The organism is Bacteroides graminisolvens (assembly GCF_963666085.1).
GTDB lineage: Bacteria > Bacteroidota > Bacteroidia > Bacteroidales > Bacteroidaceae > Bacteroides > Bacteroides graminisolvens.
In genome coordinates, this window is record NZ_OY762556.1 from 3,732,273 (window position 1) to 3,748,100 (window position 15,828).

Genomic DNA, 15,828 nt, shown 5'->3' on the forward strand with positions numbered 1-15,828 from the left:
AAGCAATATGAACTACAAAGAAATCATTGAATCTAGATACAACCGAGGAGCATGGCAACAATTGCTTCACGACATATTCCTCAACAAAGTGAGTTTTTGGAACCGGCCTTCGACAGTGCAAGTGAACAGCCGACTAGCCAAAGAAGCTCTCAATATAGGTAAGATTTCGCTTTCCGATGATGAAGCCATTGCCATCTACGAGGTAGAACTGACCGAGAAAGTTGATATCGAGTATAACCGTCAAGGTATCCGTGATATGCTTACTTCTGATTGGCGCAACATGGGGTATGCTGGTGCGTTCATGTTCTACTATCGTAAAAATGAAAGTGTACTTCGTTTCTCATATATAAGTGAAACGTGGGGTTTCAACAAGCAGGGAAATTATGAGAAAATATCGACCAACACCAAACGCTATACCTACCTCCTAGGTGAAGGGCGTGGATGCCGTACTGCAATAGATCAATTTGGTATTCTAAAAAAAAGTAAGCAGACGCTCAGTGACATTACAGCTGCATTCTCTGTCGAAGCACTCACTAAACAGTTCTACAAAGACTTGTTCGGATGGTATCAATGGGCTGTAGAGCCTTCTTCTCATGTGTCTTTCCCAAACGACACAACAATAGAAGATGATGACCGTGAAGATTTGGAAACAAAAATTATCCGCATGATTACCCGTATTATGTTCGTATGGTTCATCAAGCAGAAAGATTTAATTCCCAATAAAATCTTCAACATAGATTATTTACAAACTATTCTGAAAGAATTCGATCCCTATAGTGATACGGTTGGAAACTTCTATAATGCCATTCTTCAAAACTTATTCTTTGCCACGCTCAACCGTGCAATAGAAGATGAACAGGGCAATAAACGTAAATTTGCCACTAACGTGAAGAAAGATATTAAAACCCTCTATCGCTATGCTGAAATGTTTTGTATCAGTGAAGATGAAGTCATAAATCTATTTTCAGAAGTACCATTCCTCAATGGCGGTCTTTTTGAATGTCTTGACAAGACAAAGATGATTGACGGTGTGGAACAGGCTTTCAATTATGACGGTTTCAGCCGAAACGACAAACGGTTTGCAGATGGGCGTTATCGTAATCGTGCGATTGTTCCGAACAACCTTTTTTTTGAACCTGAAAAAGGACTAATTTCAATTCTTAGTCGCTATAATTTCACGATTGAAGAAAATTCACCCGAAGAGTTGCAGGTAGCCCTTGACCCTGAATTATTGGGAAAAGTATTCGAAAATCTCTTGGGCGCATATAATCCTGAAACGAAAGAAACAGCTCGTAATCAAAGTGGATCGTTCTATACACCTCGTGAGATAGTCAACTATATGGTAGACCAAAGCCTTATTGCATACTTAGGCAATACACCATTAGTCCATTCACTGTTTGAACAGGACTTCTCTTTCGACAAAGATAGAATAGAGGACTATAACTCTATTGCCGACAAGTTGAAGGCAATAAAGATTCTTGATCCAGCCTGTGGTTCGGGGGCCTTTCCTATGGGGTTACTCAACCGTATGATTGATATTCTTGTTCGTATATCTCCAAACGAAAAATTATACGATTTAAAACTAGTAATCCTAGAGAACTGCATCTATGGTAGTGATATTCAAAGTATAGCTGCACAGATAACCAAACTACGTTTCTTTATCTCACTCATTTGTAATTGTGAGAAAGATGAATCCAAACCAAACTTTGGCATTCCAACATTGCCTAATCTTGAAACAAAGTTTGTGGCTGCCAACTCTCTAGTAGAAAAGAAGAAAAAAGCTGCACAATACAATCTCTTTGAGAATCGTGAAATTGAATTAATAAAAGAAGAACTAACAAAAGTACGTCATGATCATTTCTCTGCAAAGACAGCAAATCGCAAAAGCATTCTACGTGAACAAGACAAGGTTCTTCGCGAAAAATTAGCAAAGTTGCTTGCTGACAATGAAGATTTTGCACCAGAAGATGCAAAACAATTGGCTGCATGGAATCCCTACGACCAAAACACAGTAGCAGAGTTCTTTGACCCAGAATGGATGTTCAATGTGAAGGATGGCTTTGACATAGTGATAGGTAATCCTCCTTACATCCAGTTACAGAATAATGGTGGTGAATTAGCAAAACTTTACGAACCATGTGGATACAAAACATTTGCCAAAACAGGAGATATTTATTGCCTCTTCTATGAACGTGGTTGGCAGTTGCTCAAATCGAATGGACACCTTTGCTATATAACATCCAATAAGTGGATGCGTGCAGGTTATGGCGAAAAAACTCGCAATTTCTTTGCTAATAAGACTAATCCGCAATTGCTCATAGACTTCGCAGGTGTTAAAATATTCGAAAGTGCTACCGTAGACACAAATATATTACTCTTTGCTAAAGAAGCAAACAAGCATAAGACCCTGTGCGCTGTTACCAACAAACAAAATAAAGATAGCGTTAATAATTTGAGCGTTTTCGTCCAGCAATGTGGGTCGTTATGCGAGTTTAGTAGTTCTGACTCGTGGGTGATATTATCGCCAATAGAACGAAGTATTAAGAGAAAAATAGAAGCTGTCGGAACTCCTCTCAAAGACTGGGATATAAATATCTATCGAGGTGTGCTTACTGGTTATAATGAAGCATTCATCATTTCCACAGAGAAGCGTAACGAGATTCTTGCCAACTGTAAGTCGGAAGAAGAACGTATCAGAACCGCTGAACTTATACGACCGATTTTAAGGGGCAGAGATATTAAAAGATATAGTTATGAGTGGGCAGATTTGTGGATTATCAATACTCATAATGGCATCAAAAGAAAATTTCCACGTATAGATGTGAATGAATATCCTGCTATAAAAGCTCATTTAGACCAATATTGGGATAAAATCTCAAAGCGTGCAGACAAGGGGGATACACCATATAATCTTCGCAACTGCGCTTATATGGAGGATTTTAGTAAGCCAAAAATTGTCTACCCTAATATGACAAAATATATGCCGTTCGTTTATGATGATTGTGCATATTATACCAATCAAAAATGCTTCATTATTACAGGGCAAGCAATAGCATATCTTACAGCCTTCCTCAACTCCTCGCTTTTTAAGTTTTGCTTCCGCGATTCATTTCCAGAATTGCAGGGCGGAACTCGAGAAATGAGTAAAATATTCTTTGATAAAATTCCTGTACTTCAAATATCAAGTGAGACAGAATTCGTCTTTCAACATCTAATAATTGAGATTCAGAGAGAATATACCAAATCAAAAGCCATAGCGATTGATGCTATGATTTTCGATTTGTATAAGCTCACAGATATTGAACAGCAAGTCATAGGCTTTGTTGAGATTGAGTGACATAATCAGTAACGTATCCTATCTCTTCAGGAGATAAATCGTATAATTTAAAGACTAAGCGATTTATCTCCTTTTCTGTTACATTGGAGTCTTCTGATAACAGTTCATACAATAATTTTTTGAAGATGATTTCCAGTTGTATGTCGATTGGAATCAAAATTGGTTCAATAGCCTGAACGCTAACAAGTAAATCTCCTGTCCCTGTTTTTGGAGAATCCTTGAACATATAATGCCCCATCAACGAGTTCAATATACAGCACAAATATGCAATGTGTTCTCCTGTTGCAAAACAAGTGCTATCAAGTCCGAAGCTCCCATTTACATCATATGCAAAACGAAGTATAGAGCCTATACGTTTCCATATGATTTTTGGCTTACTAAAATCCTCCCAATAACTGATACTATCTTGTGTCTCAAACCATTTATTATTAGTTTTCTTACGAGCTTTAATCTTCTCTCCATTGATAGTATATGTCTTTCCTGTTTGTTCCAATCGCTCCTTTCCAAATGAAAGTAGATATTGTTTCACTGTTGGATATTGTTCAATATCGTAATGACGAGAAGGAAATGTAGCAATAAGATACTTATCTGCCCACTCATAACCATACCTCTTAATATCCCTGCCTCGCAGAATCGGTCGTATAATTTCAGCCGTTCTGGTACGCTCCTCCTTTGTTTGGCAATTAGCGAGTATTTCATCTCTTTTCTCTGTGGTAATAATGAATGCTTCATTATAGCCTGTCTTTATTCCATAGTTGATTTGGATATCCCAATCCTTCAAAGGTGTTCCGACTGCCTCTATCTTGCGTTTGATGCTCTGCTCAATGGGTAAGAGAATCACCCACGAGTCAGAACTACTAAACTCGCATAACGACCCACATTGCTGGACGAAAACGCTCGGTTTCATTCCGTCAAAAACTGTTTTATGAAACGGTCAAGCGTATTTCTATCCACTTTACATAATTTGGAAATTTTACGCTTAGAAACTTTTGCCTTTAAAAGTTCATGGATAAGATTCTCTTTCCCATGAAGTTTATATTTTTCCACAGAGCTTTTTCTTCCCTTTGGTCGTCCCAACGTCACACCTTCCGCTTTCTTTCTTGCCAAAGCCTCCTTCGTGCGCTGGCTAATAAGATTACGTTCTATCTCAGCTGATAGTCCAAAAGCAAAAGCAAGTACCTTACTTTGGATATCATCACCAAGGCGATAATTATCTTTTATAGTCCATACACGGCATTCTTTAGTCATACAAGTATTTAATATTTCCATAATCATGAACAAATTTCTCCCCAAACGTGACAACTCTGCACAAATAATGAGATCATCTTTCTGAATTTGTTTCAAAAGTTTGCCCAATTCACGTTTATTATACGATTTCATACCGCTAATAGTTTCCTCAATCCAGCCATCAATTACAAGTTTATTGCGTTCACAAAAATTATTTATTTCGAAACGCTGATTCTCTACCGTCTGCTTGTCGCTACTTACCCTAATGTATCCGTAAATCATAATATTCAGATCTTTTATATTAAGAGATAAAAAGTCCATAATAAGAGGCATATAACAACCATGAGCCCCATAAAAGCAAAAAGCGTGCAGCTCAATGAGTTGCACGCTTTTCCTTATTGTCCGTTATCTGTTTCCTTATCGAAATTACTTCACTTCTTCAAAATCAGCATCTTGAACATTATCACCATTCTTGCTGTCATCTGCATTAGCTTGTCCGGCATTCATGTCCGGTCCGGGCTGTGCTCCGCTTTGTGCATACATCTCAGCACTTGCAGCTTGGAAAGCAGTATTAACCTCAGCCATAGCTGTGTCAATTGCTGCTAAATCCTGAGCTTTATGAGCATCTTTCAATTTGGTAAGTGCAGCTTCAATAGGAGCTTTCTTATCAGCAGAAAGTTTATCACCTAGTTCTTCCAATTGCTTTTCAGTTTGGAAAATCATGCTGTCTGCCTGGTTCAGCTTATCAATCTTTTCACGTTCTTTCTTGTCAGCTTCTGCATTGGCTTCCGCTTCGGCTTTCATACGATCAATTTCCTCCTTGCTTAAGCCGCTGGATGCTTCGATACGAATAGCCTGCTCTTTACCTGTTGCTTTATCTTTTGCAGAAACCTTCAAGATACCGTTTGCGTCAATATCGAAAGTAACTTCAACTTGAGGAATACCACGACGCGCAGGAGCAATACCTGTCAGGTTGAACTGACCGATTGATTTGTTCTGTGAAGCCATGGGGCGTTCACCTTGCAACACGTGAATGGTTACCTCAGTCTGGTTATCGGCAGCTGTCGAGAATGTTTCGCTCTTCTTGCAAGGAATAGTGGTATTGGCATCAATCAGTTTGGTCATTACACCACCTAATGTTTCAATACCCATTGAAAGAGGAGTTACATCCAACAATACCACACCTTTAATTTCGTCAGTCAAAACAGCACCCTGTACGGCAGCACCTACAGCAACTACCTCATCGGGGTTCACACCTTTGGAAGGAGTCTTACCGAAGAAATCTTCAACTAACTTCTGAATAGAAGGAATACGTGAAGATCCACCTACCAAGATCACTTCATCAATGTCTGAATTGCTAAGTCCGGCATCGTTCATCGCCTTCTTACAAGGTTCCAAACAAGCCTGAATCAAATCGTGAGCCAATGATTCAAACTTAGCACGAGTCAGCGTTTTAACCAAGTGTTTAGGTACACCGCCAACCGGCATGATGTATGGCAGGTTGATTTCTGTTGAAGTTGATGACGAAAGTTCTATCTTTGCTTTTTCAGCAGCTTCCTTCAAACGTTGCAGGGCCATTGGATCCTGAGTAAGATCTGCTCCTTCATCGTTTTTAAATTCTTGTACCAACCAGTTAATGATAACCTGGTCGAAGTCATCACCACCCAAGTGAGTATCACCGTTGGTTGAAAGTACCTCAAACACACCGCCACCGAACTCAAGGATTGAGATATCGAAAGTACCACCTCCTAAGTCGAATACGGCAATCTTCATATCCTTATGAGCTTTGTCAAGACCGTAAGCCAAAGCAGCAGCTGTTGGTTCGTTCACAATACGTTTTACCTCAAGTCCGGCAATTTGTCCGGCTTCTTTGGTAGCCTGACGTTGTGAGTCGCTGAAATAAGCAGGTACAGTAATTACGGCTTCAGTTACCTCTTGTCCCAGGTAATCTTCTGCTGTCTTTTTCATTTTCTGAAGAATCATGGCAGAGATTTCTTGCGGAGTATAAAGACGTCCGTCGATGTCAACGCGCGGAGTATTATTATCACCCTTCACTACTTTGTAAGGCACACGTGCAGTTTCCTTCTGAACCTGATCCCAGTTCTCTCCCATGAAACGTTTGATGGAGAAGACTGTTCTCTGAGGATTCGTGATTGCCTGACGTTTAGCAGGATCACCTACTTTACGTTCGCCGCCATCAATAAATGCCACAATAGAAGGAGTTGTACGTTTGCCTTCGCTATTTGAAATAACAACCGGTTCGTTTCCTTCGAATACAGAGACGCAGGAGTTTGTTGTTCCTAAGTCTATACCAATAATTTTTCCCATGATTATCTATTTTTTAATTGTTATTATTCGTTTTGAATGCTACCAAAGTCAAACCTCGGCAGACGTCAATGAAAGGACAAACCTTGTGCCAAAACGTAAAGCCCAGAATCCGGCATCGGTATCTGACAGTAGAAAATGTCGTTTTTAGTCCTTATAAGAAGAGAAAACTGACAGAAAGGCAGAATTTTGAGAGCCGAACGTGAAGAGTTGGTTCATTTAGATGCTTCATTAAAGACTGTGGTATTTATAAAATGAATATCTTTGTGTACTGAATCATTTTAAATAAAAAAACGAATGAAAAAATTGCTTTGTTTACTATACCTGCCTCTGTGTTTATTGCTTCTGTCTTGTGGCAATTCCAAGCAGAATCGTAACTCCGAAGTAGCTGAAGGCAAACCAGTAGATTTGTTATACGCCAAACGCTTCAGCATCGTTCACAACACTGATTACACAACGGTAACCGTATATAATCCGTGGCAGAACAACGAGGTATACGATACGTATTACTTGGTTAAAGACGAGAATGTTCGGGTTCCCGAAAATGGTCATAAAATAAAAATCCCTTTGCAATCGCTGATGATCAACTCGGCAACACATTTAGGGTTTATGGAGTTATTGGAAGAGCTTGATAAAGTAAAAGGGGTGTTTAGTTCTGCCTATATCTATAACCCTACTATCTTAAAAGGGGTAGCAGAAGGAAAGATAAAAGATTTGGGAGATGCGTTCAATCTGGACATAGAGAATCTCATCTTATTGCATCCGCAAGCTATTATGACATCGGCTTATAACGCCGATGATGAGAACAGCAAACGTATGAAGCAGACTGGTATTGCTATTATTTATAATATTGAGTGGCAGGAGAAATCGTTGTTGGGCAGGGCAGAATGGATCAAGTTCATGGGAGCTTTCTTCGACAAAGAACAGTTGGCCGACAGTATTTTTCATTCTGTTGAAACCAGATACAACGAAATCAAGGCAGCTGCTGCAAAGGTTCAAAACAAACCCGGCATTTTATCGGGACAAGATTACAGGGGCAGCTGGTCTATGCCTACCGGACTAAGCTACAACGCTCAACTGTTTCGTGATGCGGGAGGAAGTTACTTTTACGCCAATGACACAACGGCAAGCGGTAGCCGGAGCAGTACCATTGAAGAAGCTCTGGTACACTTCGGACAAGCGGATGTTTGGGTGGGTGCCGATGCCTCGTCTTTAGAGGAATTAGGAAGTATAGACAAGAAATACCAACTATTCAAAGCATTCAAAAACAAACAGGTATACAATATTAATAAGCGCAAAAATAAAAACGGGGGGAATGATTATTGGGAAAGTGGTGTAGCCCGGCCCGACTTGTTATTGAGTGACATGATTCGCATCTTGCACCCCGAATTGCTTCCCGACTACGAAACGGTTTACATGGAGAAACTAAGATAACCGACTGGCTAATGAGGTACAGATTTACACTATTATTCGTCGCATTCGGAATGGCATTGTTGGCAGATATCATTCTGGGCAGTGTTAACATTCCGCTCAGTGAAATATGGGGAACATTGACCGGGCATGAAGGGAATGAGATTTACCGTGAAATTATTCTCAACCACCGCATTCCCAAAGCGTTAACAGCCATATGTACCGGTGCAGCCTTATCGGTGGCGGGCGTGATGATGCAAACGCTGTTTCACAACCCGCTGGCCGGACCGGATGTGCTCGGGGTGACCTCGGGTGCCAGTTTGGGAGTTGCCTTACTTACCTTAAGTACTGCTGCACTTCCTTTTGCTTTTGTTTCGGGTTGGGGACAGGTACTGGCTGCCGTAATAGGAGCCACTGCTGTTTTGCTGCTTATCATCGTGGCCTCTGTCAAGATTCCCCAAACCGTGTCATTACTCATCATCGGTATGATGTTCGGCAACTTTGCCGGAGCCATTGTCAGCATCATGCAAAGCATCAGCAACCCCGACATGCTAAAGCTTTTTATCACATGGACCTTCGGCAGCTTATCATCCGTTGGTTGGGAGCAGATGTGGGTGATGGTGTTCGCTATCATGGGCGGACTTTTTATGGCTTTCTTGTTACAGAAGCAATTAAATATCTTCCTATTGGGAAAGAATTACGCTGCCGGACTGGGAATTTCCGTCATGCGACTTCGTTTTCTGGTCATCCTTGCCACGGCATTACTTGCCGGCACATCAACCGCATTCACGGGTCCCATCGCATTTATAGGTATTACAATGCCACACATTGCCAGGGGATTGATGGAAACATCCAATCATCGCATTATTTTTCCGGCTGTGATATTGTGTGGTGCCACCGTTATGTTGTTGTGTGATATTATTTCTCAACTTCCGGGTACGCAGGGAACTCTTCCAATTAATGCCGTCACCGCTTTGTTTGGCGCCCCGGTTATTGTGTGGATTATCATTAAAAATAAAGGATAAACAGATGGAAAAACGTGTATTCGTTACCGGAGCTGCATCCGGAATAGGCAAAGCAATTGTAGAGGCATTTTGCATGGACGGAGCAAAAGTCGCTTTCTGTGACGTTGATGTGGTCAAAGGAAATCTACTCAGCAAACAAACCAATGCCCGCTTTTTTGAGGCGGATGTGAAGAATGAAGAGGCTCTGGAATATACCATGCGCGTTTTATTCGATGAGTGGGGCGACATTGACGTAATCGTTAACAATGCCGGTATCAGTGAGTTCTCTCCGATTACAGAAACTACCGTAGCGGAGTTTGATAAGATTTTGGCAACCAACCTGCGCCCTGCATTTATTACTTCTCGTTTGCTGGCCGTTCACAGAAGCCTACATACAGAGACTAATCCTTATGGGCGTATCATCAACATTGCCTCAACCCGGTATTTGATGAGTGAGCCTCACAGTGAAGGTTATGCCGCATCCAAAGGCGGAATTTATTCACTAACACATGCTCTGGCTCTGTCGCTGAGTAAATATGGTATCACCGTCAATTCTATTGCTCCGGGGTGGATAGAAAACAATAACTACGAAACATTAACCGACGCTGATCATGAGCAACATCCGTCACAACGGGTAGGCAAACCGGAAGACATAGCCCGTACCTGCCTTTTTCTTTGCCAACACGAGAATAATTTTATTAACGCAGAGAATATTGTGATAGATGGAGGCATGACAAAGAAGATGATCTATATATAATTGCGTTCCGATTTATTTTTTTATCTTTGCTCTGTTTATTTCAAACGACGACCTAACAAACCTGTTCGTTCGTTGTTATAGATTGATACTAAATATATAAAGCTAAATAATTAAAATGGGTAGAGTACTTATTATTGGTGCCGGGGGTGTAGGAACCGTAGTGGCACATAAAGTGGCACAAAACGCCGACACTTTCACTGATATTATGATTGCCAGCCGCACACGTTCAAAGTGCGATGCTATTGTTAAAGCCATCGGTAATCCGGCTATCAAAACAGCACAGGTAGATGCTGACAACGTAGAAGAACTGGTTGCACTGTTCAATGACTTCAAACCTGAACTGGTTATTAATGTGGCACTTCCTTATCAGGACCTTACCATTATGGAGGCTTGTTTGCAAGCCGGTGTCAATTACCTGGACACAGCCAACTATGAGCCGAAGGATGAAGCTCATTTTGAGTACAGCTGGCAATGGGCTTACCACGAAAGATTTAAGGAAGCCGGACTAACTGCTATCCTGGGCTGCGGTTTCGACCCGGGTGTGAGCGGTATCTACACGGCTTATGCAGCTAAACATCATTTTGATGAAATACATTACCTTGATATCGTTGACTGTAACGCGGGCGATCACCACAAGGCTTTTGCCACTAACTTCAATCCGGAAATCAACATCCGCGAAATTACGCAAAAGGGTCGTTACTACGAAAACGGTCAGTGGGTAGAAACGGGTTCTCTGGAAATTCACCAACCCATTACTTACCCTAACGTGGGTCCTAAAGAATCATACTTGCTTTACCACGAAGAGTTGGAATCTTTGGTGAAGAACTTCCCCACTATTAAGCGTGCACGTTTCTGGATGACTTTCGGACAAGAGTATTTAACTCACCTGCGTGTCATTCAGAACATCGGTATGGCTCGTATCGACGAAATTGATTATAACGGACAGAAGATTGTTCCTATTCAGTTCCTCAAGGCTGTATTGCCTAACCCACAAGATTTGGGTGAGAACTACACTGGCGAAACTTCTATCGGTTGCCGCATTCGTGGAATCAAAGACGGAAAAGAGCGTACTTATTATGTGTACAACAACTGTAGCCATGAGGCTGCTTACAAGGAAACGGGCATGCAGGGCGTAAGCTATACAACCGGTGTTCCTGCTATGATTGGTGCCATGATGTTCTTCAAAGGATTGTGGAACCGCCCCGGAGTGAATAATGTGGAAGAATTCAATCCGGATCCGTTCATGGAACAACTCAACAAACAAGGTTTACCTTGGCACGAGGTATTCGATGCTGATCTTGAACTCTAAATAAAAAAGTTATGAAAGTAGGAGATAAAGCCCCGGAAGTTCTGGGCACAAACGAAAAAGGAGAAGAAATACGCCTTGCCGATTACAAAGGAAAAAAGCTGGTGCTTTACTTCTACCCGAAAGACAATACTTCGGGCTGCACCACTCAGGCGTGCAATTTAAGAGATAACTATGCCGAATTGCGCAAAGCAGGTTACGAAGTAATCGGGGTAAGCGTGGATGACGAAAAGTCTCATCAAAAATTTATTGATAAGAATGAGTTACCCTTTACGCTAATTGCCGATACGGATAAAAAACTAGTGGAACAGTTTGGCGTTTGGGCTGAGAAGAAGATGTATGGAAGAGCCTATATGGGAACACTCAGAACCAGTTTCATTATCAACGAGGAAGGGGTCATTGAGCGAATCATCGATTCGAAAGAGGTGAATACCAAGGCTCATGCCGAGCAGATAATGAACATAAAGTAGCATACAAGAAACTACTAACCAAGAATAATATGGCCAAGAAAGACGAATTAAATTTTGAATCAGATACGAACAAAATGGCATCAAGCGAAAAATTAAAAGCCTTACAGGCAGCCATGGACAAGATAGAAAAGAACTTCGGTAAAGGTTCTATCATGAAAATGGGCGATAACATTGTGGAACAAGTTGAAGTAATCCCAACAGGATCAATAGCTCTTAATGCCGCACTAGGCGTGGGAGGCTACCCCAGAGGAAGAATCATTGAAATCTATGGTCCGGAATCATCGGGAAAAACAACGCTCGCCATTCATGCCATTGCCGAAGCTCAAAAGGCCGGTGGTATAGCAGCGTTCATCGATGCGGAACATGCATTCGACCGCTTTTATGCTGCCAAACTGGGTGTTGACATCGACAATTTGTGGATTTCTCAACCCGACAACGGCGAACAGGCTTTGGAAATTGCCGAGCAATTAATCCGTTCATCGGCCATCGATATTATCGTAATCGACTCTGTTGCAGCGCTGACTCCGAAAGCTGAAATTGAAGGAGATATGGGTGATAACAAAGTGGGATTGCAAGCCCGACTGATGTCTCAGGCTTTGCGTAAGCTAACGGCTGCCGTCAGCAAAACACGCACTACCTGTGTCTTCATCAACCAGTTGCGCGAAAAGATTGGAGTGATGTTCGGTAACCCCGAAACAACAACGGGTGGTAACGCACTGAAGTTCTACGCTTCTGTTCGTCTGGATATCCGCAGATCTACACAACTCAAAGACGGTGAAGATGTAATTGGTAACCAAACTCGTGTAAAGGTGGTGAAGAACAAAGTGGCACCTCCTTTCCGCAAAGCGGAGTTCGACATTATGTTTGGCGAAGGAATCTCTCGTTCGGGCGAGATTATTGATTTGGGAGCTGAGCTAGGTGTTATCAAAAAGAGCGGTTCGTGGTATAGCTACAACGAAACCAAGCTGGGACAAGGTCGTGACGCTGCTAAGCAATGCGTTTCCGATAATCCTGAATTGGCTGAGGAGTTAGAAAAACTCATCTTTGAAAAGATGCAGGAAGGTAAATAACCAACCGTTGCTGATTATATAGAAGTTCTGCTCAGAAACCGAAAACAACCGGACTTTCTGAGCAGAACTTTTTTTTTGCTTGTACTGTAACAAAAGCAAGAACGCCTACGTCTAAAGATTAAAACATAGATGCAATAACCATGGATGCTGAAACCTTTAAAAGATCTTTTCTCCCCTTTCACCGCAAGCTGTTCTGCATTGCTTGCCAATTACTGGAGTGTGAGGCTGATGCCGAAGACCTGGTGCAAGAGGCTTACATGAAACTGTGGGATAAAAGAGACGGATTGTCGGCTGTGAACAACCCGGAGGCGTTCAGTGTAACGTTGGTTAAAAATATGTGTTTCGACATTCTTCGTTCGGGAAAGCATTTGTTGAGCAGACAAACGGTAGATATAAGCGCCATAACAGATACACCCATAAACGACAGAATGGAGGAACGGGAGGAGGCTCAGCAAATCAAAAGCCTCATTGCCTCTTTGCCCGAGCAGCAACAAAAGGTGATTGTACTCAAGGATGTAAAGGGGTGTTCTTACGAAGAAATAGAAGAGATTACGGGACTCAATGCCATTAACATCAGAGTGTTACTCTCCCGAGCCCGCAAACGAATACGTGAACAATATAATCAGTTAAATAGCTATGAGAGTCGATGAAATAGAAAAGTTACTGGTGAAATATTACGATAGTAATACCACTGACGCAGAGGAGGAACAGCTAAAGGAATACTTCTGTGGAGAAGAAGTGCCGCCCCATTTGCTGAATGAACAGAAAATGTTTCGGGCATTGTACGGTAAAACACAGGTTAACGTGCCCGATTACTTCGAAACGAAGTTATCAGACCTGATAGACAGTAGGGCACAAAGCGAAAAGAAGTATCCGCTACGCATATCCCGCAAGCTTGTGCTTCGCATAAGCAGTATAGCTGCCTGTTTGCTGATTTGCCTGATGGCCGGCTACAGCATACACGATTACCGGATGAACCAAGCCCCGGAAGATACCTTCAACAACCCCAAAGAGGCTTATCTTGCCATGGAAGAAGCTCTCACAGAAGTATCTGCAAACATGAATAAAGGGTTAAATCAGGTAAACGAAACCAAGAAGGAAATATACCGAACCAATAAGAAAATTCAAGAAGAAATACAATAAAAGCCATGATTATGAAAAAGTTAGTTTTAATGTTGTTCGCTATGACCGCAGCTTTGACAGTTGCAGCGCAAGCTCCCAATGCTCTTTTCAACAAGTATGATGAAATGGACAACGTGAAGTCCGTGTACATTTCAAAAGCCATGCTAAGCATGAATCCTCATGTAATTAACGGCAATCTGGTTATCAGTAAAGTTGCCGGCAAGCTCGACGCCATTTACATTATCTCTACCTACGATGCGCAAGTCAAAAAGGGTTTGAAGGCCGATCTGGATAACATGATTCGCAAAGGAAACTACGAATTGTTGATGAAGCAAAAAGGCAATTCATCGTCGTCTGCCTTTTACATTCGCAAGAAAGGCGACAAGGTAAGTGATCTCATCATGATTGTGAGCGGAGCCAAAGAAGCTTACACTCATTTGATTGGTGAAATGGACTTCGAGGACATTCAGCAGATTGCATTGATAAACGGCTACAGCGATCTTATGGTGCCGGATACTCACTTTCAATTCAACTGGTCTGAGAAAGATTTCCAGAAAATGATGGAGAATCTTCCGTACGGAATTAAAGATTTAGATAAGCTGAAAGATGATATTCAAAACAAGTTCAAGGACTGGAAAGGTTTTGAGGAGATGAAAAAGCCACAGCCTGCTACATAAATGTACCATGTAGGAAGCCTGTTGACCCGGATATACAACATAGGTATACCCGGGTCAACACACAAATGACAAGCGTTCTTTAAAACCAATAGATATAGGCCAGTGTGCCCAGACTAATTATCATCCACAAGAGTACTCCTTGAACAAGCGGTTTTACGCCTACCGACTTCAACACATCACGCGACAGCGAAGCACCAATAAAGAAAAGAGTAATCGTTAATCCCTTACGGGCTATGTGATTGATGATTTGTCCCACCTGAGGTGCTCCGGCAAGCAGGTAAGTATTCACCACCATAGCCAGAATGAAGAAGAATATAAACCAAGGAATGCTTACTTTTTGTCCTTTGCTTTTGAAGAGGAACGAAGTGACAAAAGCCAAGGGTATAATCCACAAAGCGCGAGTGAGCTTAATGGTTGTGGCTACTTTCAAGGCTTCTTCTCCGTAAGCAGCGCCGGCACCTACCACCGAACTGGTATCATGAATGGCGATGGCGGCCCACGTGCCGAACTCGTGCTGACTCATGCCCAGCCAATGTCCGATGACAGGAAAGACAAACAGAGCGATGGCATTCAGAACGAAAATAGTACCTAGTGCCACAGACATTTCACTGTCTTTCGCTCGCAAAACAGGTCCCACAGCCGCAATGGCACTACCTCCGCAAATGGCTGTTCCCGAGCTGATGAGGTAAGATGTATCTCTATCTACTTTCAGTACTTTACGACCGATAAACCAACCAATCAGCATGGTACCCACCACAGAAAGAATCGTAAATTCCATCCCTTCTTTGCCCGAAGCCAAAGCGGCATGCAGATTCATACCGAAACCCAGTCCCACCACCGAATATTGAAGTAAGTATTTAGATGTTTTCTTGTTGAACTTAGGATGCGCCTGTCCGCAAAGCAACGCGAAAGCCAAACCCAGAAACAAGGCTACAGGCGGTGTTAACCAATGCGTATAAGGAGATGCACCGGGTATAAAATCAATCATTAACACCAAGGTTTGAATAACCAGAAGTGATACGTAAACGAATTTGTTATTTGCCTTGAGGCATTCAGTCATTGCTGCCATATCTTATATTCTTTATATGTTTATGGGTGCAAAGGTAGAATGCTTTTGCGAATT

14 protein-coding genes are annotated in these 15,828 nt (G+C 41.9%); 10 read left to right on the forward strand and 4 right to left on the reverse strand.

Features of this window, described 5'->3' with window-relative positions; genetic code table 11:
* Window positions 1–7: 7 nt before the first annotated feature.
* On the forward strand, window positions 8–3,337 hold the full coding sequence (locus tag ACKPCE_RS15475) for an Eco57I restriction-modification methylase domain-containing protein (protein WP_319505852.1): 3,330 nt from the start codon (window positions 8–10) through the stop codon (window positions 3,335–3,337).
* Here the strand turns inward: ACKPCE_RS15475 and ACKPCE_RS15480 are convergent.
* The 3 genes from ACKPCE_RS15480 to dnaK form a co-directional block, all read right to left on the reverse strand.
* Window positions 3,312–4,244, reverse strand: a complete 933-nt coding sequence (locus ACKPCE_RS15480; RefSeq protein ID WP_319505853.1) for a TaqI-like C-terminal specificity domain-containing protein — start codon at window positions 4,242–4,244, stop codon at window positions 3,312–3,314. The two genes, ACKPCE_RS15475 and ACKPCE_RS15480, sit on opposite strands and share 26 nt — an antisense overlap.
* Window positions 4,241–4,846 (reverse strand): master DNA invertase Mpi family serine-type recombinase, encoded by a 606-nt coding sequence (locus ACKPCE_RS15485; protein WP_319505995.1) that lies wholly within the window; start codon window positions 4,844–4,846, stop codon window positions 4,241–4,243. Before ACKPCE_RS15485 ends, ACKPCE_RS15480 begins: the two co-directional genes overlap by 4 nt.
* A 144-nt stretch (window positions 4,847–4,990) precedes the next feature.
* Window positions 4,991–6,892 carry a molecular chaperone DnaK gene (dnaK, locus tag ACKPCE_RS15490; protein WP_319505854.1) on the reverse strand — a complete coding sequence of 634 codons (1,902 nt, stop codon included), beginning with the start codon at window positions 6,890–6,892 and terminating at the stop codon, window positions 4,991–4,993.
* 294 nt (window positions 6,893–7,186) lie between these two features.
* Between dnaK and ACKPCE_RS15495 the strand changes: the two genes are divergently transcribed.
* The 9 genes from ACKPCE_RS15495 to ACKPCE_RS15535 all read left to right on the forward strand — a co-directional run bounded on the left by ACKPCE_RS15495 (window position 7,187) and on the right by ACKPCE_RS15535 (window position 14,705).
* Window positions 7,187–8,323: an ABC transporter substrate-binding protein gene (locus ACKPCE_RS15495; RefSeq protein ID WP_319505855.1), complete on the forward strand. Its 1,137-nt coding sequence runs from the start codon at window positions 7,187–7,189 to the stop codon at window positions 8,321–8,323.
* Between the two features lie 11 nt (window positions 8,324–8,334).
* A complete protein-coding gene (locus tag ACKPCE_RS15500) occupies window positions 8,335–9,324 on the forward strand; it encodes an iron chelate uptake ABC transporter family permease subunit (protein ID WP_276962089.1) in 990 nt (329 codons plus the stop codon).
* A gap of 4 nt (window positions 9,325–9,328) precedes the next feature.
* Window positions 9,329–10,060: an SDR family NAD(P)-dependent oxidoreductase gene (locus ACKPCE_RS15505; RefSeq protein WP_319505856.1), complete on the forward strand. Its 732-nt coding sequence runs from the start codon at window positions 9,329–9,331 to the stop codon at window positions 10,058–10,060.
* A gap of 115 nt (window positions 10,061–10,175) precedes the next feature.
* Complete coding sequence (locus tag ACKPCE_RS15510; RefSeq protein ID WP_276993351.1) at window positions 10,176–11,369, forward strand: saccharopine dehydrogenase family protein; 1,194 nt, start codon at window positions 10,176–10,178, stop codon at window positions 11,367–11,369.
* Window positions 11,370–11,380: 11 nt separating this feature from the next.
* Window positions 11,381–11,836, forward strand: coding sequence for a thioredoxin-dependent thiol peroxidase (gene bcp / locus ACKPCE_RS15515; protein ID WP_319505857.1), 456 nt, complete (start codon window positions 11,381–11,383; stop codon window positions 11,834–11,836).
* 29 nt (window positions 11,837–11,865) lie between these two features.
* A complete protein-coding gene (gene recA / locus ACKPCE_RS15520; protein ID WP_319505858.1) occupies window positions 11,866–12,906 on the forward strand; it encodes a recombinase RecA in 1,041 nt (346 codons plus the stop codon).
* A gap of 140 nt (window positions 12,907–13,046) precedes the next feature.
* Window positions 13,047–13,556 carry a GFO_1088 family ECF-type sigma factor gene (locus tag ACKPCE_RS15525; RefSeq protein WP_319505859.1) on the forward strand — a complete coding sequence of 170 codons (510 nt, stop codon included), beginning with the start codon at window positions 13,047–13,049 and terminating at the stop codon, window positions 13,554–13,556.
* Window positions 13,543–14,049 carry a PG0215 family putative anti-sigma factor gene (locus tag ACKPCE_RS15530; RefSeq protein WP_319505860.1) on the forward strand — a complete coding sequence of 169 codons (507 nt, stop codon included), beginning with the start codon at window positions 13,543–13,545 and terminating at the stop codon, window positions 14,047–14,049. Before ACKPCE_RS15525 ends, ACKPCE_RS15530 begins: the two co-directional genes overlap by 14 nt.
* A gap of 11 nt (window positions 14,050–14,060) precedes the next feature.
* Entirely contained in the window at window positions 14,061–14,705 is a 645-nt protein-coding gene (locus tag ACKPCE_RS15535; RefSeq protein ID WP_277639366.1) for a DUF4252 domain-containing protein, read from the forward strand.
* A gap of 79 nt (window positions 14,706–14,784) precedes the next feature.
* On the opposite strand, the gene ACKPCE_RS15540 is transcribed toward ACKPCE_RS15535, so the two are convergent.
* Window positions 14,785–15,774, reverse strand: a complete 990-nt coding sequence (locus tag ACKPCE_RS15540; protein WP_319505861.1) for a YeiH family protein — start codon at window positions 15,772–15,774, stop codon at window positions 14,785–14,787.
* Window positions 15,775–15,828 lie beyond the last annotated feature (54 nt).

What these genes read in the sequence shown, in the direction of transcription:
- ACKPCE_RS15475 (WP_319505852.1), top strand. Translation starts at nt 8, where the DNA reads ATGAACTACAAAGAAATCATTGAATCTAGATACAACCGAGGAGCATGG.
- ACKPCE_RS15480 (WP_319505853.1), bottom strand. Translation starts at nt 4,244, where the DNA reads ATGAAACCGAGCGTTTTCGTCCAGCAATGTGGGTCGTTATGCGAGTTT.
- ACKPCE_RS15500 (WP_276962089.1), top strand. Translation starts at nt 8,335, where the DNA reads ATGAGGTACAGATTTACACTATTATTCGTCGCATTCGGAATGGCATTG.
- ACKPCE_RS15510 (WP_276993351.1), top strand. Translation starts at nt 10,176, where the DNA reads ATGGGTAGAGTACTTATTATTGGTGCCGGGGGTGTAGGAACCGTAGTG.
- ACKPCE_RS15505 (WP_319505856.1), top strand. Translation starts at nt 9,329, where the DNA reads ATGGAAAAACGTGTATTCGTTACCGGAGCTGCATCCGGAATAGGCAAA.
- ACKPCE_RS15485 (WP_319505995.1), bottom strand. Translation starts at nt 4,846, where the DNA reads ATGATTTACGGATACATTAGGGTAAGTAGCGACAAGCAGACGGTAGAG.
- ACKPCE_RS15535 (WP_277639366.1), top strand. Translation starts at nt 14,061, where the DNA reads ATGAAAAAGTTAGTTTTAATGTTGTTCGCTATGACCGCAGCTTTGACA.
- bcp (WP_319505857.1), top strand. Translation starts at nt 11,381, where the DNA reads ATGAAAGTAGGAGATAAAGCCCCGGAAGTTCTGGGCACAAACGAAAAA.
- ACKPCE_RS15525 (WP_319505859.1), top strand. Translation starts at nt 13,047, where the DNA reads ATGGATGCTGAAACCTTTAAAAGATCTTTTCTCCCCTTTCACCGCAAG.
- ACKPCE_RS15495 (WP_319505855.1), top strand. Translation starts at nt 7,187, where the DNA reads ATGAAAAAATTGCTTTGTTTACTATACCTGCCTCTGTGTTTATTGCTT.
- recA (WP_319505858.1), top strand. Translation starts at nt 11,866, where the DNA reads ATGGCCAAGAAAGACGAATTAAATTTTGAATCAGATACGAACAAAATG.
- dnaK (WP_319505854.1), bottom strand. Translation starts at nt 6,892, where the DNA reads ATGGGAAAAATTATTGGTATAGACTTAGGAACAACAAACTCCTGCGTC.
- ACKPCE_RS15540 (WP_319505861.1), bottom strand. Translation starts at nt 15,774, where the DNA reads ATGGCAGCAATGACTGAATGCCTCAAGGCAAATAACAAATTCGTTTAC.
- ACKPCE_RS15530 (WP_319505860.1), top strand. Translation starts at nt 13,543, where the DNA reads ATGAGAGTCGATGAAATAGAAAAGTTACTGGTGAAATATTACGATAGT.